A 17,254-nucleotide genomic window follows, 5' to 3' on the forward strand; every position below is an offset into this window, starting at 1 on the left:
AAATTTAGATTAGAAAGTAGCTTTTATACCTACGTTATAAAAACGATACTGAGGAGCACTTCCAATATTCATTTCCATCATTTCTTTTTCTTTTGAAATGGTCAAAAGATTTTGTCCGCTGACATATACACCTAAGCGGCTGATCAACGAATTACCACTGAACATCGTTTCAGGGAAATCGTAGGATAATTGCACCTTGGTTAAATCGAAACGATCGTTATTGTACCTCCAGAAGGTTGAATTTCTGAAGTTGTTGGTATTGGATGTAGTAGTTAAGCGCGGATAAGTTGCAGTAGAAGCAGTTTCGGGTGTCCAACGCCCCAGCACCTCTTCCGAGTATTTACGATTTCCGTATACCCAGTAATAGGATGAGTTTTTGTACCCGATAGCTCCGGTCTGCCCTTGTCCCATTGCATATAATGTCCAGTTCTTGTACTTCAGTGTTAAATTTAAACCGTAGGTGAACGGCGAAGCATATTTACCAAGTTCGACCTGGTCACGAGTGTCAACAATTCCATCGTTGTTCATGTCCTTGTACTTCAAATCGCCAGGTAAAACATCTCCGAAAGTTTGAATAGCATGATTATCGATATCAGCCTGGTCAGCAAAAAATCCTTCGGAAACATAACCAAATGATGCATCGATAGGTTTGCCGGCTCTGTATTGGTAATCATCCTGGTATACTTCATCTCTGATCGTTGCTTCAGAATTATAAATCATACCGACAAAACCAATGTTATATTCGAAATCACCGAATTTATTGTTGTGCGAAACGGCGAAATCAAAACCGGTTCTCTCATCCTGGTTGTAATTGATGTAAGGCAAATACGAATAATCATTCCTTGTATAATACGAAGGGTAGATTGTGTTGGCGCCCTGAACCAGTAAACCATCGGTTTTCTGATTAAAGTAATTTACATCGAAAGCAACTTTGTTATTAAAAAGTGCTCCTTCCAAACCAACTCTGTATTCTTCACGCGTTACAAAATCCAAATCAGGATTAGAGCCTCTTACTGAAACTACAGCCCAGCCCCCCATTGCATTATCTCTCCATTGATACCAGGCTGAATCGTCGTAATAACCCTGATACATGTAGTAGTTTTCGATATCAATATCCTGATGTAGCTTTGCATACGATCCGGTTAATTTAAGATTATTAATAAACGACATGTCTTCCATGAAACTCTCGTCGCTTATTCTCCATCCCAATGTAAGAGTGGGTGAGAAAGCCGTTCTGTTGTCCTTTGGCAATTTTGCCGAATTAATAATTGCCCCTGAAAAATCGACATAATACTTATGTGCAAAATTATAGGCTGCCTGCAATCCCAGGTTGGCATTGCTAAGGCTGTGATAGTCACTACCATCGTGTCCTGAGTCTACCGAATTTCGTGATTGAAATCCCCATCCTATTATGTTCCCGGTGACATTATGAACGGAATTAAAAGTTCTAATGTAGTTTAATTGGGAATAAAATGTAATGGTTTGCTTGTAGCTCGAATCACCGATGTACTCATTTGTTGAGTTGGTATCGTCGCCATACTTGGTAAGGCCAATAATCATATCCTCACCATTCATGTTCGACCAGGCCGGCTGATAAGTAGCATATCCAACCCGGAAAGCTTCCGAATAGTAGTTGTTATAATCAATACCAAAAGTATTTTTAAAAGAAAGGCCTTTTGTAATTCCGCTCAGGTCGGCATTTGCACTCACCTTGAATTGGAATACACGGCTTTTATAGCGGATATAACCGGCTACCAGCATGTCGGCAAAAGTATTTGTTTGAACGGCATTGTTACCTCCCAACAAATACTGACCATCGATAATGTGGTTGCTGTTTTCAACAATGCTTTGTAAATCGGCATTATTAGCATCCATCATACTTATCGGGACAAAAGGGGTAAACCAGTTTGGACGCATAGAAGCACTGCTTCCCCAAAAATCACCACGTCCGATGTAGTTGTTGTTAAAAATTACGGCTGCATCAGTTGTAGCAGAAAGCCAATCGGTAAGTTGCATATCAACATTACCACGTACTCTAAAGTTAAGGTCCTGGTTTTCGGCTTGCTCCCCATACTTAATGATGTCGTCGTTATAAGTCATCCCGAAGTTGGTGTAAAACTGCGTTTTTTTGTCTCCTCCGGAAATCTCAACCGTAGCATCTGTCCTGTTATATGCTTCTTTTAAATACTCGGAAGAGAAAAAGCTGATATCCGGATATTTATATGGATTAACTCCGGCTGCAGTATTATAAATTGTAGCATCGTCGTAAATACGGGCAATACCATCATTATCTGATGCTTCGTTATACAAAGACATATAACCGGCAGCATCGAGATACTTTGGATAACTTTTTGGAACATACATTCCGGTATTTGCGCGTGCTTGAATGGTCAGTGGTTGCTCTTTACCACGTTTGGTGGTAATAAGTATCGCTCCCTTGGCAGCCTTACTACCGTAAAGTACAACAGCACTTGCTGCTTTTAAAATGGTAACCGACTCCACTTCAGTAGCGTGAAGATCAGAAGCACTTCGTGGAATACCATCAACAAGAACCAAAGGCGATTGTCCCCAGATATTGCCGGTATAACCACCAACCAGGCTACGAATTCCGTCGAGCGAATAAGTTTGATAATTCATATCCAGCAGCGAAGCCACATTTACTGTTGAAACCGCGCCAAGAACATCTTCTTTGGCCTGGGTGCCAAATGCAACATTAACAATTGAATCTGTCATCGGAAGTCCATAGTCAGACCGGGACTCCGATGAAACATAAACAACGCTATCCGGATTTTCCTGCGCCTGAACTCCTTCCACACCTATACATAGTATGGTAAATAAAGCTGAGCAGGTATATATAAATATTTTCTTCATTTCATTACAAATTAAAGTTTGATAAATCAATTGAAACTTTACCATTATTAATCAATTTACCATCCCGGATTCTGTTGAAACTCAGGATACAGATTAATATCATCAAGTAAAAATGGAAACCAGTAATGCTTTGAAGTAAGATGTCTTTCAAAAATCGTGTTCAGACTCAAATTCAATACTTTTGCATTTTGATAGTCCTCTGCCAGTGCTGCACCTGATAAACCTTCCGGATCTCTTTCAAATTCAAGTGCCTGTTTTAAGGTATATGGTTGTTTATCCAGGAGTTTCCATCTGCGTAAATCACAAAAACGATGTCCCTCGAAAGATAGTTCAACTGCGCGTTCTCTCTGTAGCTCACTCATAAAACCGTCTAAAGATGACGCATATTTATTGGCTACATGCCCAACTCCTGCTCTGTCTCTTATTACATTAATCGCATCTAAAGCGGTCATGGAATAAGAATTTGCACTTGAAGTTACACCATAAGCGACTGCAGTAGCTTCGGCATACATTAAGTAAACATCGGCTAAACGCATCATGCTCAACACTGTACAATTGTTATTCATTGTTGTACTTTCGGTGTTTCGTTCTGCCAACCGGGGCTTCCACTTTGTAAGCATCAGGCCGGTAAGGTTCGATCGTCCACCATTAACGGTTCTAAATCTACCCCCTGAATAGAGGCTGGCAAACTGAATGTCCTCCTGTAGCGACTCGGTTGCACTGCACCTTTCGCCGTCCAAAATATAATCCTTATAAAAACGTGGATCTCTGCCTTGCCATGGATATTCCGGGTCGTATCCTGATTCTGTATCAGCTTCAGTTATATCCCTGCTTTCGTTTATTGGCAAACCATTCGCCATTCCGTAATTGAAAAATGCATAGTTTGCAGTAGGGCTGATGTAGTATCCACCCTGACTCATGTCTTTAGGTATATAGTCGTTAATTTGATTCCATCTAAACCTTGAGGCGGCCCCAACTGTATTTTCCCAGAAGATAGTTTCTTTTAATCCGGGAATTCTACCACCGCTGTTCTGTGTATAAAACAACTCGGTGTACTCGCTGAAATCAGCTAATTCGTATCTTCCTGTAGATTCAGACAGTGCCAAAACTTCGCCGAAAACTTCAGCTGCCCGTTTACAATAATCGTCACTGTAAGTAGCAGAACCTCCGGAAGCTTCATTCATTAAAGGACTACCGGCGTATAACAAGTTCTTTCCAAGGTATGCAAGAGCCATAATTTTATTTGCCCGTTGCATATTATTCCCCAGGGTTGCTTTACCGGCATTTGTATCATCCCAATCAATTGGTAGCAGATCAGCAGCGCGTTGAAAGTCTGCAGCTACTTTTTCCGCAGTTTCCTGGTAGTTCAGGCGAGGGATACGAATAGGTTCATTCGCGGGGATTACCTGATCAACGTATGGCAATCCACCCCAAAATTTCATCAACTGGAAGTGAAACCAGCCTCTGAAGAAATACAGTTGTCCTTCAATCAAATCTTTTTCTTCCTGTGTTGCATCTATAAGCAGGTCCAGATTTTCCAATCCGATATTTGCTTTTCTTATGCCGTACCAGGAAAATCCCCATACATTTCCTTTTTGTTTTGAATCGGTTGAAGTAGTTCCGGAAGTTCCGGTACCGAATGGTGAACCATAACCGTTCCAGTCCCAGTAGTTACCCCGGTCGATATCAAATGCCAAAACTTCGGTTGCCGATTGATCCCAGTGTTCTTCATCTCCCATATTCCAGGTATTGTGCCATGCATAAGCTGTGTAAACCGGAATACAATTGTATAATTCTTCAGTATATCCCTGGAAGTTTCTGAAGTTTTCAAAAGGTTCAGTCGGGCTAATATCACTATTAGGCGCTTTATCCAAATAATCTTCGCAGGAAACAAGCCCTAACACGCTTGTTAAAAGCAATGCCGCAACAAGCGTTTTTATATGTTTTATTCTCAAATTCATTGCATTAGTTTTAGAAAGTTATATCAACACCTAAATTAACACGACGCATAGTTGGATATGCTCCAGTCCTTGAGCCACCGCCAAAGTTACTTTCGCGGTCATCGGGCATATCTGTCCATAAGAGCAGGTTATTACCACTTAAGTATAACTTACATGATTTCATCCCTGCCTGTTGTATCCAGCCACCGGTAAATGTGTATCCGAGTTCGGCTGTTTTCAAGCGCATGTACGAACCATCGTACCAGTACCTTGTGCCACGGGATTCGTCACCCTTGGCCGCAATCCATCTTGGTAAAGGAACATCGCCTCCACCATCGACTGTCCAATACGTTCCTTCGATGTACGCACTGTTTTTAGCCTGGTAGAAAGTGGGAAAAAGAACTTCCCTGGTAACATTAGAAACACCATAGAACTGCATCGAAAAGTTTAAACCTTTCCAGTCAAGTCCCACCGTTGTACTAAAAGTGTTTTGTGGTACTCCTGTATATCCGTAAGGTGCTCTGTCATAATTATCAATAAGTCCGTCGCCGTTAAAGTCTATAATGTTGTAGTCTCCGGCTAACTTAACTCCATTGTTGATCTGACGATTTGTACTTCCGAGCACGTCATCCCAACTGGCCAGATATCCGGCATCGATGTACGAGGTTGTTTGCCCAATTGCATATCCCGCAGTTTTTTGATAATCGGGATACAATTCCGGGTCGTCTGCAAAGACTACTTCATTGGTAGCATGTGTAAAGTTTGTATTGGCCCATAGCCTCAGGCTATTATTAATTACTTTACTTAATCTTACTTCAAGTTCGAATCCCGAACTTTTAACCTCTCCGAGGTTACCTGTTGGGGCAGATCCTCCGAAGTATGAAGGTATTGCACGTGATGAACCGCTAATAAGAATATCAGTTCTGTCGTCGTTAAAATAATCAAACGAACCGGCAATTAAACCATCAAAGAATGAATAGTCTGCTCCAATATTTCTCTTCTCAACGGTTTCCCACGAAATCGCAGGGTTACCAATCGAAGTATTTCTGAAATATTCATAAGGCGATTGATTCGATGCAATTGCACCTAGCAAAGAATTCCCGCCATAACTCCATTGATCGGCATACAACCAACGGCCACCAACGGCATCATCACCAATTCTACCCCACGAACCACGAATCTTGAACATATCCAGAAACCAAACAGGTTCCATAAAGTTTTCTTCCGACAGCATCCATCCACCCGAGAATGAAGGAAAGAAAGCAAAGCGGTTCTGAGGTCCGAATTTCTCCGATCCGTTGTATGCACCATTCACTTCGAAGAAATATTTTCCTGCATAGTTATAAGTGCTACGGAATACCCAGTCTTCGCGGAAATGGGCAAATTCGCTACCACCCGCATATTTTTCGCGGCTAAACAGTCCGAGAGCCGTAACATTGTGCTTTCCAAAGTCGCGGGCATAATTCATACGAATCGAATAATATTGTCTTCTAAAAGTAGAACCGGTACTAACAGAACCCGCTCGTGTACTCCATATAATCTGATCGGTATAATCGAATTGCGTTGATGCATCGATTGGCAAATCATAAATAATTTCACCGGTACTCGGATCAACCCACATGCGTTGAACTGTTTTGAAGGAGTTGTCTTCCACTCCCCTGTCAACTTCTCTGAAAGTATTATCGATAGAATAAGAAGCTTCAAATTTTAAACCTTTGGTAATAAAATCAAGCTCTTGCTTTAAAATAAAGTCGGTAGTAATTTTTGTTTGTGTTTGTTTTTCAATTCCGTTGCGCGCCAGGTGGAACACCGAATTTGGCTGATTGGCATCGTGTGGAAAATAAAAGCCCCATATTCCGGTTGATTCGTAAACTGGTTGCATTGCATCAGGTGCAGTAAAATAAGCCGCTTGCCAAGGCCCGTTACCATTGAAATTCCACGGTGTTTGTTGTACACCATTCGAACCAAATAAATTAGAACTAAAGCTTGTAGTTTTGGTTAACTGGAAATCGAGGTTACTACGAACGTTAATACGGTTGTAATTAAAACCGGGTTGGTAACCCTGCCCATTATCAACTGTTTTAAACAAGTCTCCTTCGTTAATAAAATCGGCCGCGGCAAAATATTTAGCAAATTTTGTTCCTCCAGAAACGTTAATACTTGCATTGTAGGCCATTGCAAAATTCTCAAACAATACGTCTTCCCAGTTGACGTTCGGGTATCGTTCAAATTCGGTCAGGTCAGCCGGATTACGGTATTTATCGATTACTGACATTGGCGTATAATCTTCCCAACTTACCGGAGAAACTCCCCCTTCCCGTTCAATAGCCTGATTACGTAACATTAAGGCATCATACGAATCATATTTTTCAGGAAGTTTTGAAGGGATTTTCATCGTTGCATTGGCACGAACCTGGATATTTGCTTTGCCCTGCTTACCACGTTTTGTAGTAATAAGAATTACACCATTCGCACCGCGCACACCATATACTGCAGTGGCCGAAGCATCTTTAAGTACAGACACACTTTCTACCGATGAAATATCGACATCGCTCATCGAACGTTCAATTCCATCAACCAGAATCAGCGGATCACTGTTGTTCCACGATGATTGTGTACGAATAATAATCCTTGGATCTTCGGAACCAGGCTGCCCTGTAGAAGAATAGGTAATAACACCGGGTAATTTTCCGGTAAGCGCAGTACCTATGTTTGTAACACCACCCGATTTTTGAAGAACATCTCCGGTGGTTTGTGTAATTGCTCCAACTACACTTTCTTTTTTCTGTTGACCGTAACCAACAACAACTGTTTCTTCCAGCTGCACACTCGATGATTCGAGTGTAACATTGATCTGGCTCTGGTTGGAAATATTAATTTCCTGTGTTTCCATTCCAATGAAGGAGATCACTATTATCTCTTTATCAGTTGGAACATTCAGCTCAAAATTCCCATCAACATCAGTGGGAATACCGATGTTAGTACCTTTAACTATCACGGTTGCACCGATAACAGGCATATCCTGTGCATCAACTACCCTCCCTTTAATCGTTCTGGTATCTTGTGCAAACAGCGATAAATTGATTAAAATCCCAAGTACTAATACCAATGTTTTTATCAAGTGGTTCTTTATCAGCGCCGATAAAGTAACTTTTTGAGATGATAAATTAATTCTGTGTTTCATTATATTCTCTAATTAAATTGATAAAAGAGTCCTAAATTTCATCTTCTTAAATGTTTAATCTTTAAGGAATAAGATGGAACTCATCCCTGCGTCGACCGACGGATCGGGATGCGTTGCATTAGAAGCTATTTTTACTTACTCTGAATTGAATTGACTCCACCATTATGGCGAGGAGTGTACAGGCAGTAGAAAATAATGAAAGACAGCATGTCTTTTGTAGGTGTTTTTACTCATAAGATTAAAGTTTTAGTGTTCATAATTGTTATTGATTTAATTTCTTTTTTAGTCAAAACTAAACTCCTTCGCCGACGCATACATACCAATGGTTGTTCCAGTGAATCCACCGGCTCTGGCAGTCGACAAGTAAGAAGCGTCAACTTTATCCGTTAATAGTTTCCAATCCTTGTCTCCAAGCGCGTAATAGAATGAAAACTCATCCCCGTTGGAGGCTATTTTTAGTCGTATTTTTTCTTCGCGGGGAATGATGGGTTCGGAGCCTAGTACATCGACATTTGTAGCACCAACTTTTTTTACCGAGATCGCTGCCTGATTATCAACTTTCTCAACCACCATCAAATACTGATGTTGCTCATTTTTCATCAGCAGCATGCCGGCCGATTCAGTATCGGAATTTGGCGAGTAATACATGGCAGTAGTACTTTCGAACTTATGGTGTTGTAAGCGACGACCAATAAAGGCAGGAACTTTAAGCTCATTAGCTGCTACATCGGTGCATTTTAAGTTCAGGTAACCCGGATCATTGGTAAGAGAGTACAAGCCCGCTGCATTTCCACGCAGAGTCAACCAGTCCATTCCTAAGGTTGGTGCATTAAATTCATCTTTCTTTTCGAAATTTCCGAAAGTAATTGACAAATCTCTCTTTACGCCTTCCATGCGTATAATGCGGGGAATAAGTTCATCTCCCTTGGTTATATAAGGATAAGCGTCCTTGCTCCATCGAACCGGCATCATAAACGTTTCGCGCCCCAGGTTTTCGAATTTGTTGTCGATGGGCCGGCAAGCTAAAAATACCGACCACCATTGTCCGTTATCTTTTTGAATAATATCAGCATGTCCTGCGCAGGTAATTGGCAAATCTCTTTCCGGATTAAGATGTTTTTGGGTAAGCATCGGATTTTCATCCCACGGCTTATATTCCCCGAATGGTGCAGTACCTTTAAAGATTACCTCACGATGATTTACAGAGGTACCTCCTTCAGCACACATCAGGTAGTAGTTTCCATTAATTTTGTACATGTGTGGTCCTTCAATCCAAATCGGTTTTTCCGATAGATCAACTCCACCATTCACCAACATGATACTTTCGCCAACAGTTTTATCTGTCTCTACATCGTATTCAATTCCACGAATTGCACGATGCCCCTGGTAAGTTGATCCTCCGTCAGGTTCGTCATTATTTACAATGTACGCTTTGCCGTCATCATCAAAAAACAGCGAAGGATCGATGCCATGAACGTCGCGTAACCAAATCGGATCGGACCAATCGCCAAACGGATCACTGGTTTTTACCAGAAAATTACCACCTTGCATATTCGTGGTAATCATATAATAGGTATTGTTATAAGGATTGTAACTAATTGCGGGAGCAAAAATTCCCCGGGAAACACCCTGGCCTTCCAGCGGTAATTGTTCCGGTCGGTTTAAAACATGGCCAATTTGCTTCCAGTTCATTAAATCAGTACTTTGAAAAATTGGCACACCCGGAAAATAGCTGAACGTAGAAGTCACCAGAAAATAATCTTTTCCATTGGTGCAAATACTCGGATCGGAATACCAACCCGGAATTATCGGGTTATAATAATAGTCGTCGCCTGGCAGTGGATTCTCCTTGTAGAAATCATCATCTCCTTTGTAGGTGAAATAATCGAAATGTGCAACCAAACTATCAGATACAAATTTTGGCTGATCGGAATTGGCAATCAGCTTACAGGAATTAGAAAAAACAATTCCTGATAATGCAAAAATTAATAAGATCAAAGTCTGATTTAAGTTCGTTAGTTTCATTTGCTCATTCAATTTAGGCGAAGAGTAATAAGCGGTATCGCAATGCCTTATTCACTCCTTACCACTATCAAAAATAAAATGAGCTACATCCGATGATTTTTAATTTTGGATATTTAATGTTTAAATTGAGATACAATTATAAATTCGGGACAGAACAGACTGGAACAGTGGCATTTAAAAAACCCACTTTTGACAAAAGATCGTGAATATCAGAAAAATAGGAGGCTGTTTATCTGTAATTTGAAACATAAAATTTATCTGAAAGCATGCCTGAATTCTCTAATTCATCATTTGAGTAGGCGATTTTCCAAAGTGTTTACGAAATACGGTACTAAAATACCCTACACTTGCAAAACCACACTCCTCACTTACTTCGGTTATTGAAAGTTCTTTTGCTTTTAATAACTCCAAAGCATGATTTAAACGAACGTTTTTAATAAAGTCGGTAGGCGACTGATCCGTCAGCGACTTGATCTTTTTATATAAGAGTGATGGACTAACATTCATTGCAGCAGCAAAATCGTTTTTCGAGAATTGTGCATTCGCCATATTCTCATGCACCACCTCAATCATACTTTTAAGAAATTTATCGTTGAGCTCGTTTTCAACTATAGCTGTCTCCTCTCCCCTGCGAATCAACTTTAACGCTTTCTCCCTAATGATCTCGCGATTGTTAATTAGTGAGCGAATACGTTGCTGAAGAATGGAAACATCAAAAGGTTTTGTGAGGTAATCATCGGCTCCCAGCCCCAGTCCCTGAAGCTGTTCAGCTTTTCCGGCCAGTGAGGTTAATAAGATAATTGGTAAATGCGATGTTTCATAGGTCGATTTAATTTTCCGGCACAACTCAAAACCGTCCATGTTCGGCATCACAATGTCGGAAACTACCAGGTCGGGTGTTTGCTTCTGTATCATGTCCCAGGCTTGTACCCCGTCTTCCGCCAGATAAACCTGAAATTGTGGTTCCATGGCAGTTTTCAGAAATTCGCGTAAATATTCGTTATCCTCCACAATAATCACTTTCATTTTAAGCGAATTCGGCTCTTCCTCTTCATCATTAATAACAGCCGGACTCAATTCCTGGACAGATTCAACCGGAACCGGACTTTTCACCGCAGGCTCATTCTTTTCAACCGACGAAGCTTCAATAGTCTTCACAGGTATGACTACCTGAAACATTGAACCTTCATTAAGCTGACTTACACAGTTGATCTTTCCTTCATGTAAACTCACATAATTTTTTACAAGAAGTAAACCAATACCGGACCCGACTATTTTCGAGTTCACCACATTTTCTGCCCGGTAATATTCTTTAAACAATTGACGTTGTGCCTTTTTACTAATTCCTATTCCGTGATCCTGTACTTCAAGAATCCATTTGCTTTCCGAACAGTTCAAACGAATTAATACTTCGGTATTCGGATTCGAATATTTTATGGCGTTTGAGATCAAATTGTCAACCACCTTTTCGATCAACGACTCGTCGATTGCAGTAATAAATTCAGACGTATTTGCCGAAAACTTCAGCGTGATATCTTTATTGCCGGCATAGGATTCAAATATCATTACCTGGTTCTTGATGACATTAACCACATCCACCATATGAAGTGAGATACGTTCCTTCCCGATATCCGATTTCTGGAAATCCATGAGTTGAGTTACCACATTGAGCAAACGTTGTGTTTGTTCGGTTGCCAGGTGTAAATAATGATGACCTTTTCCTGACAAACCCGATTCCTTGTTCAGTTCTTCTACAGGACCTTTAATCAGGGTTAATGAAGTACGTATGTCGTGTGCAGTATTGGCAAAAAACCGAATCTTCTCTTCCGAATGAATTTTCTTGAGGTTGTCGATATAATAGAGGAGCAAAAAGAAAACGAGCCCAATGATGAATGTTAATACAAGAGCGCGAAACCACCAGGCAGCCCAGAAAGGTGGAATGACATGTACATCGATAGAACGCTCAGCCAGAAGCCGCGTATTTGAACTATCGAACATTTTAATTTGTAAGGTATAGTCTCCGCTTGGTATGTTCGAATAATACAGAATTCTGTTATCGGAAGGTTTTGTCCACTCGTCATCAAGTCCTTCAATCTTCCATGAAAATTTCGCTCCGGGAGAAATAACTTCGATGGGTAACATTTCAAGCGTGATGGTATTCTGCGTGTAGCGCAACGATAACTGTTTAAGTTCGTTCAACGGGAGATCAAGAGCCGGTGATTCAAGGTCACGAATGGATCTGCCCGATATGGAAAGATCCTGCAAAAATATGCTCCCCCTCCCCTCTACCGGTTCTATGGCTTTTGGATCGACAATTACTACGCCGTTATTTGTTCCCCACATCAACCGCCCATCATCCATAATTTGGGCGGCACGAAGATTATACGACACATTGCTAATACCGGGAAATGAATTAAAGGTTAAAACCGATTTATCCCTTTCACTCAACCTGCAAAGTCCTTGTTCTGTTCCAATCCACAGATAACCATCGAAATACAGAATACTTGATACGAAGTTCGATGGCAAGCCTGCATCCACTGTGTAGCTTTCCGTTTCTCCGCTTACAAAATCGTAGTGAAGTACTCCACTTCCTACAGTACACAGCCAGGCCTCTTTGTCTTTCAACAAGACATCGTTTACGATGTAACCTTCAACAATGTTTTCATACTCACCCGTATTTTTATCAAATAAAACAAGTCCGTTTGTGTTGCCAATCAGCAACTTATACTCTTCATAGTCTACTAATTTTCCTGCCGTTACGATTGGAAAAGAGGTGTATTCATCTTGTCTTAAATCGTAGTGAATTAAGTCGCCCCGAATGCCACCAATCCACAAATATCCATCCCGGTCTAACATAAAATCAAATACATAATCTCCGGCAAATTGGCCATTGGTGGTCTTTTGGCTCAGATGCTTTAATTCTCGGCCCGTTTTCTCATCCAAAACGTACACTCCTGAAGAATAAGTACCTGCCCAAATTCTTCCCTGGTTGTCTTCCTCTAGGGTTAAAAATACTTGTGCGTCGTCTTCATTATTGTAGTAAAACGAATTCCACTTTCGGGCAGATACATCCTGAAAACTGATACCATTATTAGTGGCAAACCAAAGGTTTCCATTTGAATCTTCCAATACATCGTTTACATCATCGTTAATCAGCGAATTTGTATTGTTTGTGATATGCCTGATCTGTGAATACACAGGATTTGCCATATCAAAATAAGACGCTCCGCCACTGTATGTACACACCCATATTCGGTTATTCTTATCGCGATAGATATCATAAACGCCGTTCCCTTTTAGCGATTCAGGATTATCGGCATCTTCCTTCATAACATCTAATACCTGGTGATTGAACTTATTAATTTCCCAGACTCCCTGTCCGTCAATACCAAGCAATACGGTTGAATCGGTATAATTTTCGATTGCCAGAACGGGTTGATTGGCAATATCGGGTAAATGCATTAATTGCTTTTCTTCCCCATCGCGCAAAACGTAAACTCCGTTTCCAAGCGTTCCTATCCAAAATTCGTTTGGTAAAACATTACAGGATAAAAAAGAAACATTGATCACTTCGTTCTCAGGATATTCGTAATAGGTCTCGTCACTTAATTCCTTCGTATCATATATACCAATTCTGTCGGTACCCGAATAAACTATTGTCTTATCATCCAGCCAGACCATGGCTCGAACAGCATTTGTTACCGATGTGGCTTTCTGCCCTTCCTTCCCAGTATAATAGAATATTCCGGAAGTCGTCGAAATCCATAAGCGACCTTCTTTATCGACCAATAATTTTGAAATTGTCAGGTAAGGATTTCTGAGATTTCTCGAGAGATACACAAGAAACTCAAACCGGTCTTTTAGTTCATTGTATTTATAAATCTGACTATTATTGGTATAGGCATAGAGCCCGTTTTCAGAAAACGTCAGCTTCACAGTAACAATCGCAGTAGTTTCAAAAGGAAGCTGATAAATACGAATATCATCCTGTGTATAACGAATAATTCCCATTTTCGACGAGATCCATATAAATCCGTTATCGTCTTCACAAAGCTGGTTGGTTTCCCGTAAGGAAATTGCGAATTCTTCGTTGAGATTATAAAAATGTATGTTATTCTCGCTTTGCGCAAACAGTGTCGAAGAGCGCACCAAAACAGTTACAAGGGCCAGTATTGTAAAAAATAATATTCTCCTCATAAATTCCATATCCTCCTCTACTAACCTGCAACGTTAACGAAACAGAATTTTCGAATCTAAAAAGAATTCTTCTAAGTTCTAACCGTTTTAAAGTATTTTGTTTTTTGAAATTAAAAACACTTTAATAAAACTTAAATACACTCCTAAAAAAGACTTTGATCAATTTTTAGCTCAAATGCCTGCAAATCTGACAATTAAAAAAAGATCCGGATTTCGTTTTTCAACTCTTCCGGATCCTCTAATCATCCTAAACTAATAATACTAATAACTATGAAAATTCTGAATTATACTAATGTAATACTAACCCAAACGTTTTGATTATTTCGTTGTCGCAGGTAATATTGCCTGGTAATTACCGCTTAAATGCATTAAACTAAAAAGGTACATTAAGCCATCGAAATACGGATCGAAGTAACCATCTTCGTAAGGTTCCAGCTTGGCATTCCACAGCTCACGCACAAAATCATAATCGGGATCAACATCGTCAATCAACGAAGCAGCAGCCGAAGTGGCCACCAATCCTAGTGAATGACGTAGTTTTCTGTATCCTCCCGCTGCCAGAATCCATTCCGGTTCTGTTCCATCCGGATTGAACTGATCGTTAAATGTTTTTATTCCCTCTTTTCGCAAAAATCCCTGGAATCGACGGGCGTAATCTTCCTGCCACGCTTTGTCCTTTCCAAACCAAACGTAGTCCATGGCAATATTCATGGGCACGCGCCACGAATCGTACCTGAAAGCCTGTGGCATCCAGCGCGCATCGTGTTTTGAGCCATCAAAATTGGCATAATCGTAATTTAATCCCGTCACCGGATGACAAGTGCGATGCAGAAATGCACGTGACGTATCGGCACAATCGCGGTAAAACTGTTCGTGGCCATCGTTGGCATAATCGGCCCACACTTCCATAAATGCCGGCAAGTGATACGACGGATCGGTCCAGTTGTAACCATCGCCTTCGGGAACAAAACTAATTTGTTTGTGCTCTACATTTATCACATGATGAATGCCGCCGGTTCCGTCTTTGGCCCACATGGCATCCAAAATGCGACGCGCCTCGGCATAGTAATCAATACCGGTGTCGTTTCCCCAACGATTGGAGGCAAACAACAGTGAGGTTACAAAATACAACTCACCATCGGAAGCCGAACCAACCGAATTTTTCGCATTGGTTTTTGGGTTAATACTCCACGCAAAATAGGCTTCGCGCGGTCCCGACTGGTGCTGCATGTATTTTTTACTCCAGCGCCAGAGCTTGTCAAACACTTCCTGTTTATCGAACTGAACGGCCACCATCATTCCGTACGACATTCCTTCTGAACGTGCGTCGTTGTTTTTCAAATCGGAAACGTAGGCCAACGAATCTTCCACTTCAAAATAGATGCGGTTCGGTCCTTCAAACAGATCCGTGTATGCTTTATTTAGTTTTGCATCAATTTCGGCTTGTGAATAACCGGCTTCTAATAGCAGGTTCGGGTATTCGCCGGTGTAGTAGGCTCCTTTTTCGTAATTCGATTGTGCGAATAAAACTGAGGAAATACTTAAAAGCAGAAATAACAAGTACAACTTGTAAACAGCTTTATATTTTATGGTATTAAGTCTTAAGTTCATTGGTAAAGTCTTTAAATGATTTGTGATTTTCAATTCATATGTGTTAGCGATCAAACTGAACCCAATCTATCTCAATCGGGGCATTACTAATCAGTTTCACTTTTAAATCATGCACTCCTTTTAGTGCTTTTAAAGTTTTGGCTTCTATTGTTTTCCATTCATCAGTTGCCGGCACCTCAATTTTTGCGACTACATTTTTATTATCAGAAATCACCTGAATTTCTCCTCCATTTTCGGCTTTAACACGCACCTGAACCGTTTTCGGTTTCTTCTTAAAATCAACCGAGTTATAACTTATCCAGTCACCTTTTTTACTTAGAATTGTTTTCCAGCCTTCAAAAGTGTTTTCAGGATTCAGAAACTTAATACTTGCATTTTCACTTTTAGCGCTGTAACGATCTATTTCAATTTTTGAGTTAGAGGGTGTCACTCCTACTCCACGCAGAGTTGGAGTTACTTTCTGAATGGTACCATCTGCATTAAAAAACAGGCTGTCGATTCTTATCGAACGGTTTTTATCAAACTGTGGCGAATAATCATTGTGATGATAAAACAGGTTCCACTGATCTTTGTACTCAATTATGGAGTGGTGGTTTGTCCAGCAACCTACTGGTGACTCGTCCATGATCACTCCTGTCATTTCAAAAGGCCCCATTGGATTATCGCTCATAGCATATTCCAGCCGTTCGGTTTTGTTTTCAACATGCGGAAAAGTGAGGTAATATTTGTTAATTCGTTCAAATACCCACGGTCCTTCTTTTAATCCCTGTTCCGGCAGATTTGGAATGATTATCGGCTCCGAATCCAGCTCCAACATATTGTCTTTCAGTTTGGCAACAAAAATGTGCTGTTGCGACCAGTACAAATAAGCCTGTCCGTCCTTATCAATCAAAACATTAGGATCGATTCCATGGACCCCTTCAATATTTTTTTCCTGCAGAACATACGGTCCTTCAGGCTTGTCGGCAACGGCAACACCAATTCCAAAACCTTTCTCTCCACTTGGGCCGTCAGCCTTTGTATTTGCCGGAAAATAGAAATAGTATTTGCCGCTTCGTTCCACACAATCGGGTGCCCACATGCTGTAAGATGTAGAATCCACCCAGGCAGCATCATACTGGCTTACAATCATACCAAGATCAGTCCAATCGCTTAAGTTTTCAGAAGAAAATACATGATAATCTTCCATGCAGAACCAGTCCTTTCGTCCGGGTTTCTCTGGTGGTGTAGGAATATCGTGCGATGGAAAAACATATACTTTACCATTGAAAACCCTCGCCGACGGATCGGCCGTAAATTGGTCGCGGATAAATGGATTCTGTGCAAAAGTGCCATTAATGCTGAACAGCGAAAAAATACACAAAAACAGGGCTATCAGGTTTAATTTATTCTTCATCGGTTATAGCTTCTAGGTTTGAATCAGATC

At 40.7% G+C, this 17,254-nt stretch carries 7 protein-coding genes; all 7 read right to left on the reverse strand.

Going from position 1 to position 17,254, the window contains the following annotated elements:
- Positions 1-9 precede the first annotated feature (9 nt).
- The 7 genes from WFY05_RS00420 to WFY05_RS00450 all read right to left on the reverse strand — a co-directional run bounded on the left by WFY05_RS00420 (position 10) and on the right by WFY05_RS00450 (position 17,224).
- Positions 10-2,871, reverse strand: a complete 2,862-nt coding sequence (locus WFY05_RS00420) for a SusC/RagA family TonB-linked outer membrane protein (protein ID WP_340110723.1) — start codon at positions 2,869-2,871, stop codon at positions 10-12.
- A gap of 56 nt (positions 2,872-2,927) precedes the next feature.
- Positions 2,928-4,832 carry a RagB/SusD family nutrient uptake outer membrane protein gene (locus WFY05_RS00425; protein WP_340110724.1) on the reverse strand — a complete coding sequence of 635 codons (1,905 nt, stop codon included), beginning with the start codon at positions 4,830-4,832 and terminating at the stop codon, positions 2,928-2,930.
- A gap of 10 nt (positions 4,833-4,842) precedes the next feature.
- On the reverse strand, positions 4,843-7,995 hold the full coding sequence (locus WFY05_RS00430; protein ID WP_340110725.1) for a SusC/RagA family TonB-linked outer membrane protein: 3,153 nt from the start codon (positions 7,993-7,995) through the stop codon (positions 4,843-4,845).
- A gap of 282 nt (positions 7,996-8,277) precedes the next feature.
- Complete coding sequence (locus WFY05_RS00435) at positions 8,278-10,020, reverse strand: glycoside hydrolase family 43 protein (RefSeq protein WP_340110726.1); 1,743 nt, start codon at positions 10,018-10,020, stop codon at positions 8,278-8,280.
- Between the two features lie 279 nt (positions 10,021-10,299).
- Positions 10,300-14,217, reverse strand: coding sequence for a hybrid sensor histidine kinase/response regulator transcription factor (locus WFY05_RS00440; protein WP_340110727.1), 3,918 nt, complete (start codon positions 14,215-14,217; stop codon positions 10,300-10,302).
- Positions 14,218-14,535: 318 nt separating this feature from the next.
- Positions 14,536-15,828: a family 8 glycosyl hydrolase gene (locus tag WFY05_RS00445; protein ID WP_340110728.1), complete on the reverse strand. Its 1,293-nt coding sequence runs from the start codon at positions 15,826-15,828 to the stop codon at positions 14,536-14,538.
- A gap of 43 nt (positions 15,829-15,871) precedes the next feature.
- The gene (locus WFY05_RS00450; RefSeq protein ID WP_340110729.1) at positions 15,872-17,224 is read right to left on the reverse strand and encodes a family 43 glycosylhydrolase; all 1,353 of its coding nucleotides are present in this window, start codon (positions 17,222-17,224) and stop codon (positions 15,872-15,874) included.
- Between the last annotated feature and the right edge of the window lie 30 nt (positions 17,225-17,254).

It is taken from the genome of Maribellus mangrovi (genome assembly GCF_037646455.1).
Lineage (GTDB): Bacteria > Bacteroidota > Bacteroidia > Bacteroidales > Prolixibacteraceae > Draconibacterium > Draconibacterium mangrovi_A.

Bases quoted from the DNA above. Each gene is read 5' to 3' on its own strand.
- WFY05_RS00420 (WP_340110723.1), bottom strand. From the start codon at position 2,871: ATGAAGAAAATATTTATATATACCTGCTCAGCTTTATTTACCATACTA.
- WFY05_RS00425 (WP_340110724.1), bottom strand. From the start codon at position 4,832: ATGAATTTGAGAATAAAACATATAAAAACGCTTGTTGCGGCATTGCTT.
- WFY05_RS00430 (WP_340110725.1), bottom strand. From the start codon at position 7,995: ATGAAACACAGAATTAATTTATCATCTCAAAAAGTTACTTTATCGGCG.
- WFY05_RS00435 (WP_340110726.1), bottom strand. From the start codon at position 10,020: ATGAAACTAACGAACTTAAATCAGACTTTGATCTTATTAATTTTTGCA.
- WFY05_RS00440 (WP_340110727.1), bottom strand. From the start codon at position 14,217: ATGAGGAGAATATTATTTTTTACAATACTGGCCCTTGTAACTGTTTTG.
- WFY05_RS00445 (WP_340110728.1), bottom strand. From the start codon at position 15,828: ATGAACTTAAGACTTAATACCATAAAATATAAAGCTGTTTACAAGTTG.
- WFY05_RS00450 (WP_340110729.1), bottom strand. From the start codon at position 17,224: ATGAAGAATAAATTAAACCTGATAGCCCTGTTTTTGTGTATTTTTTCG.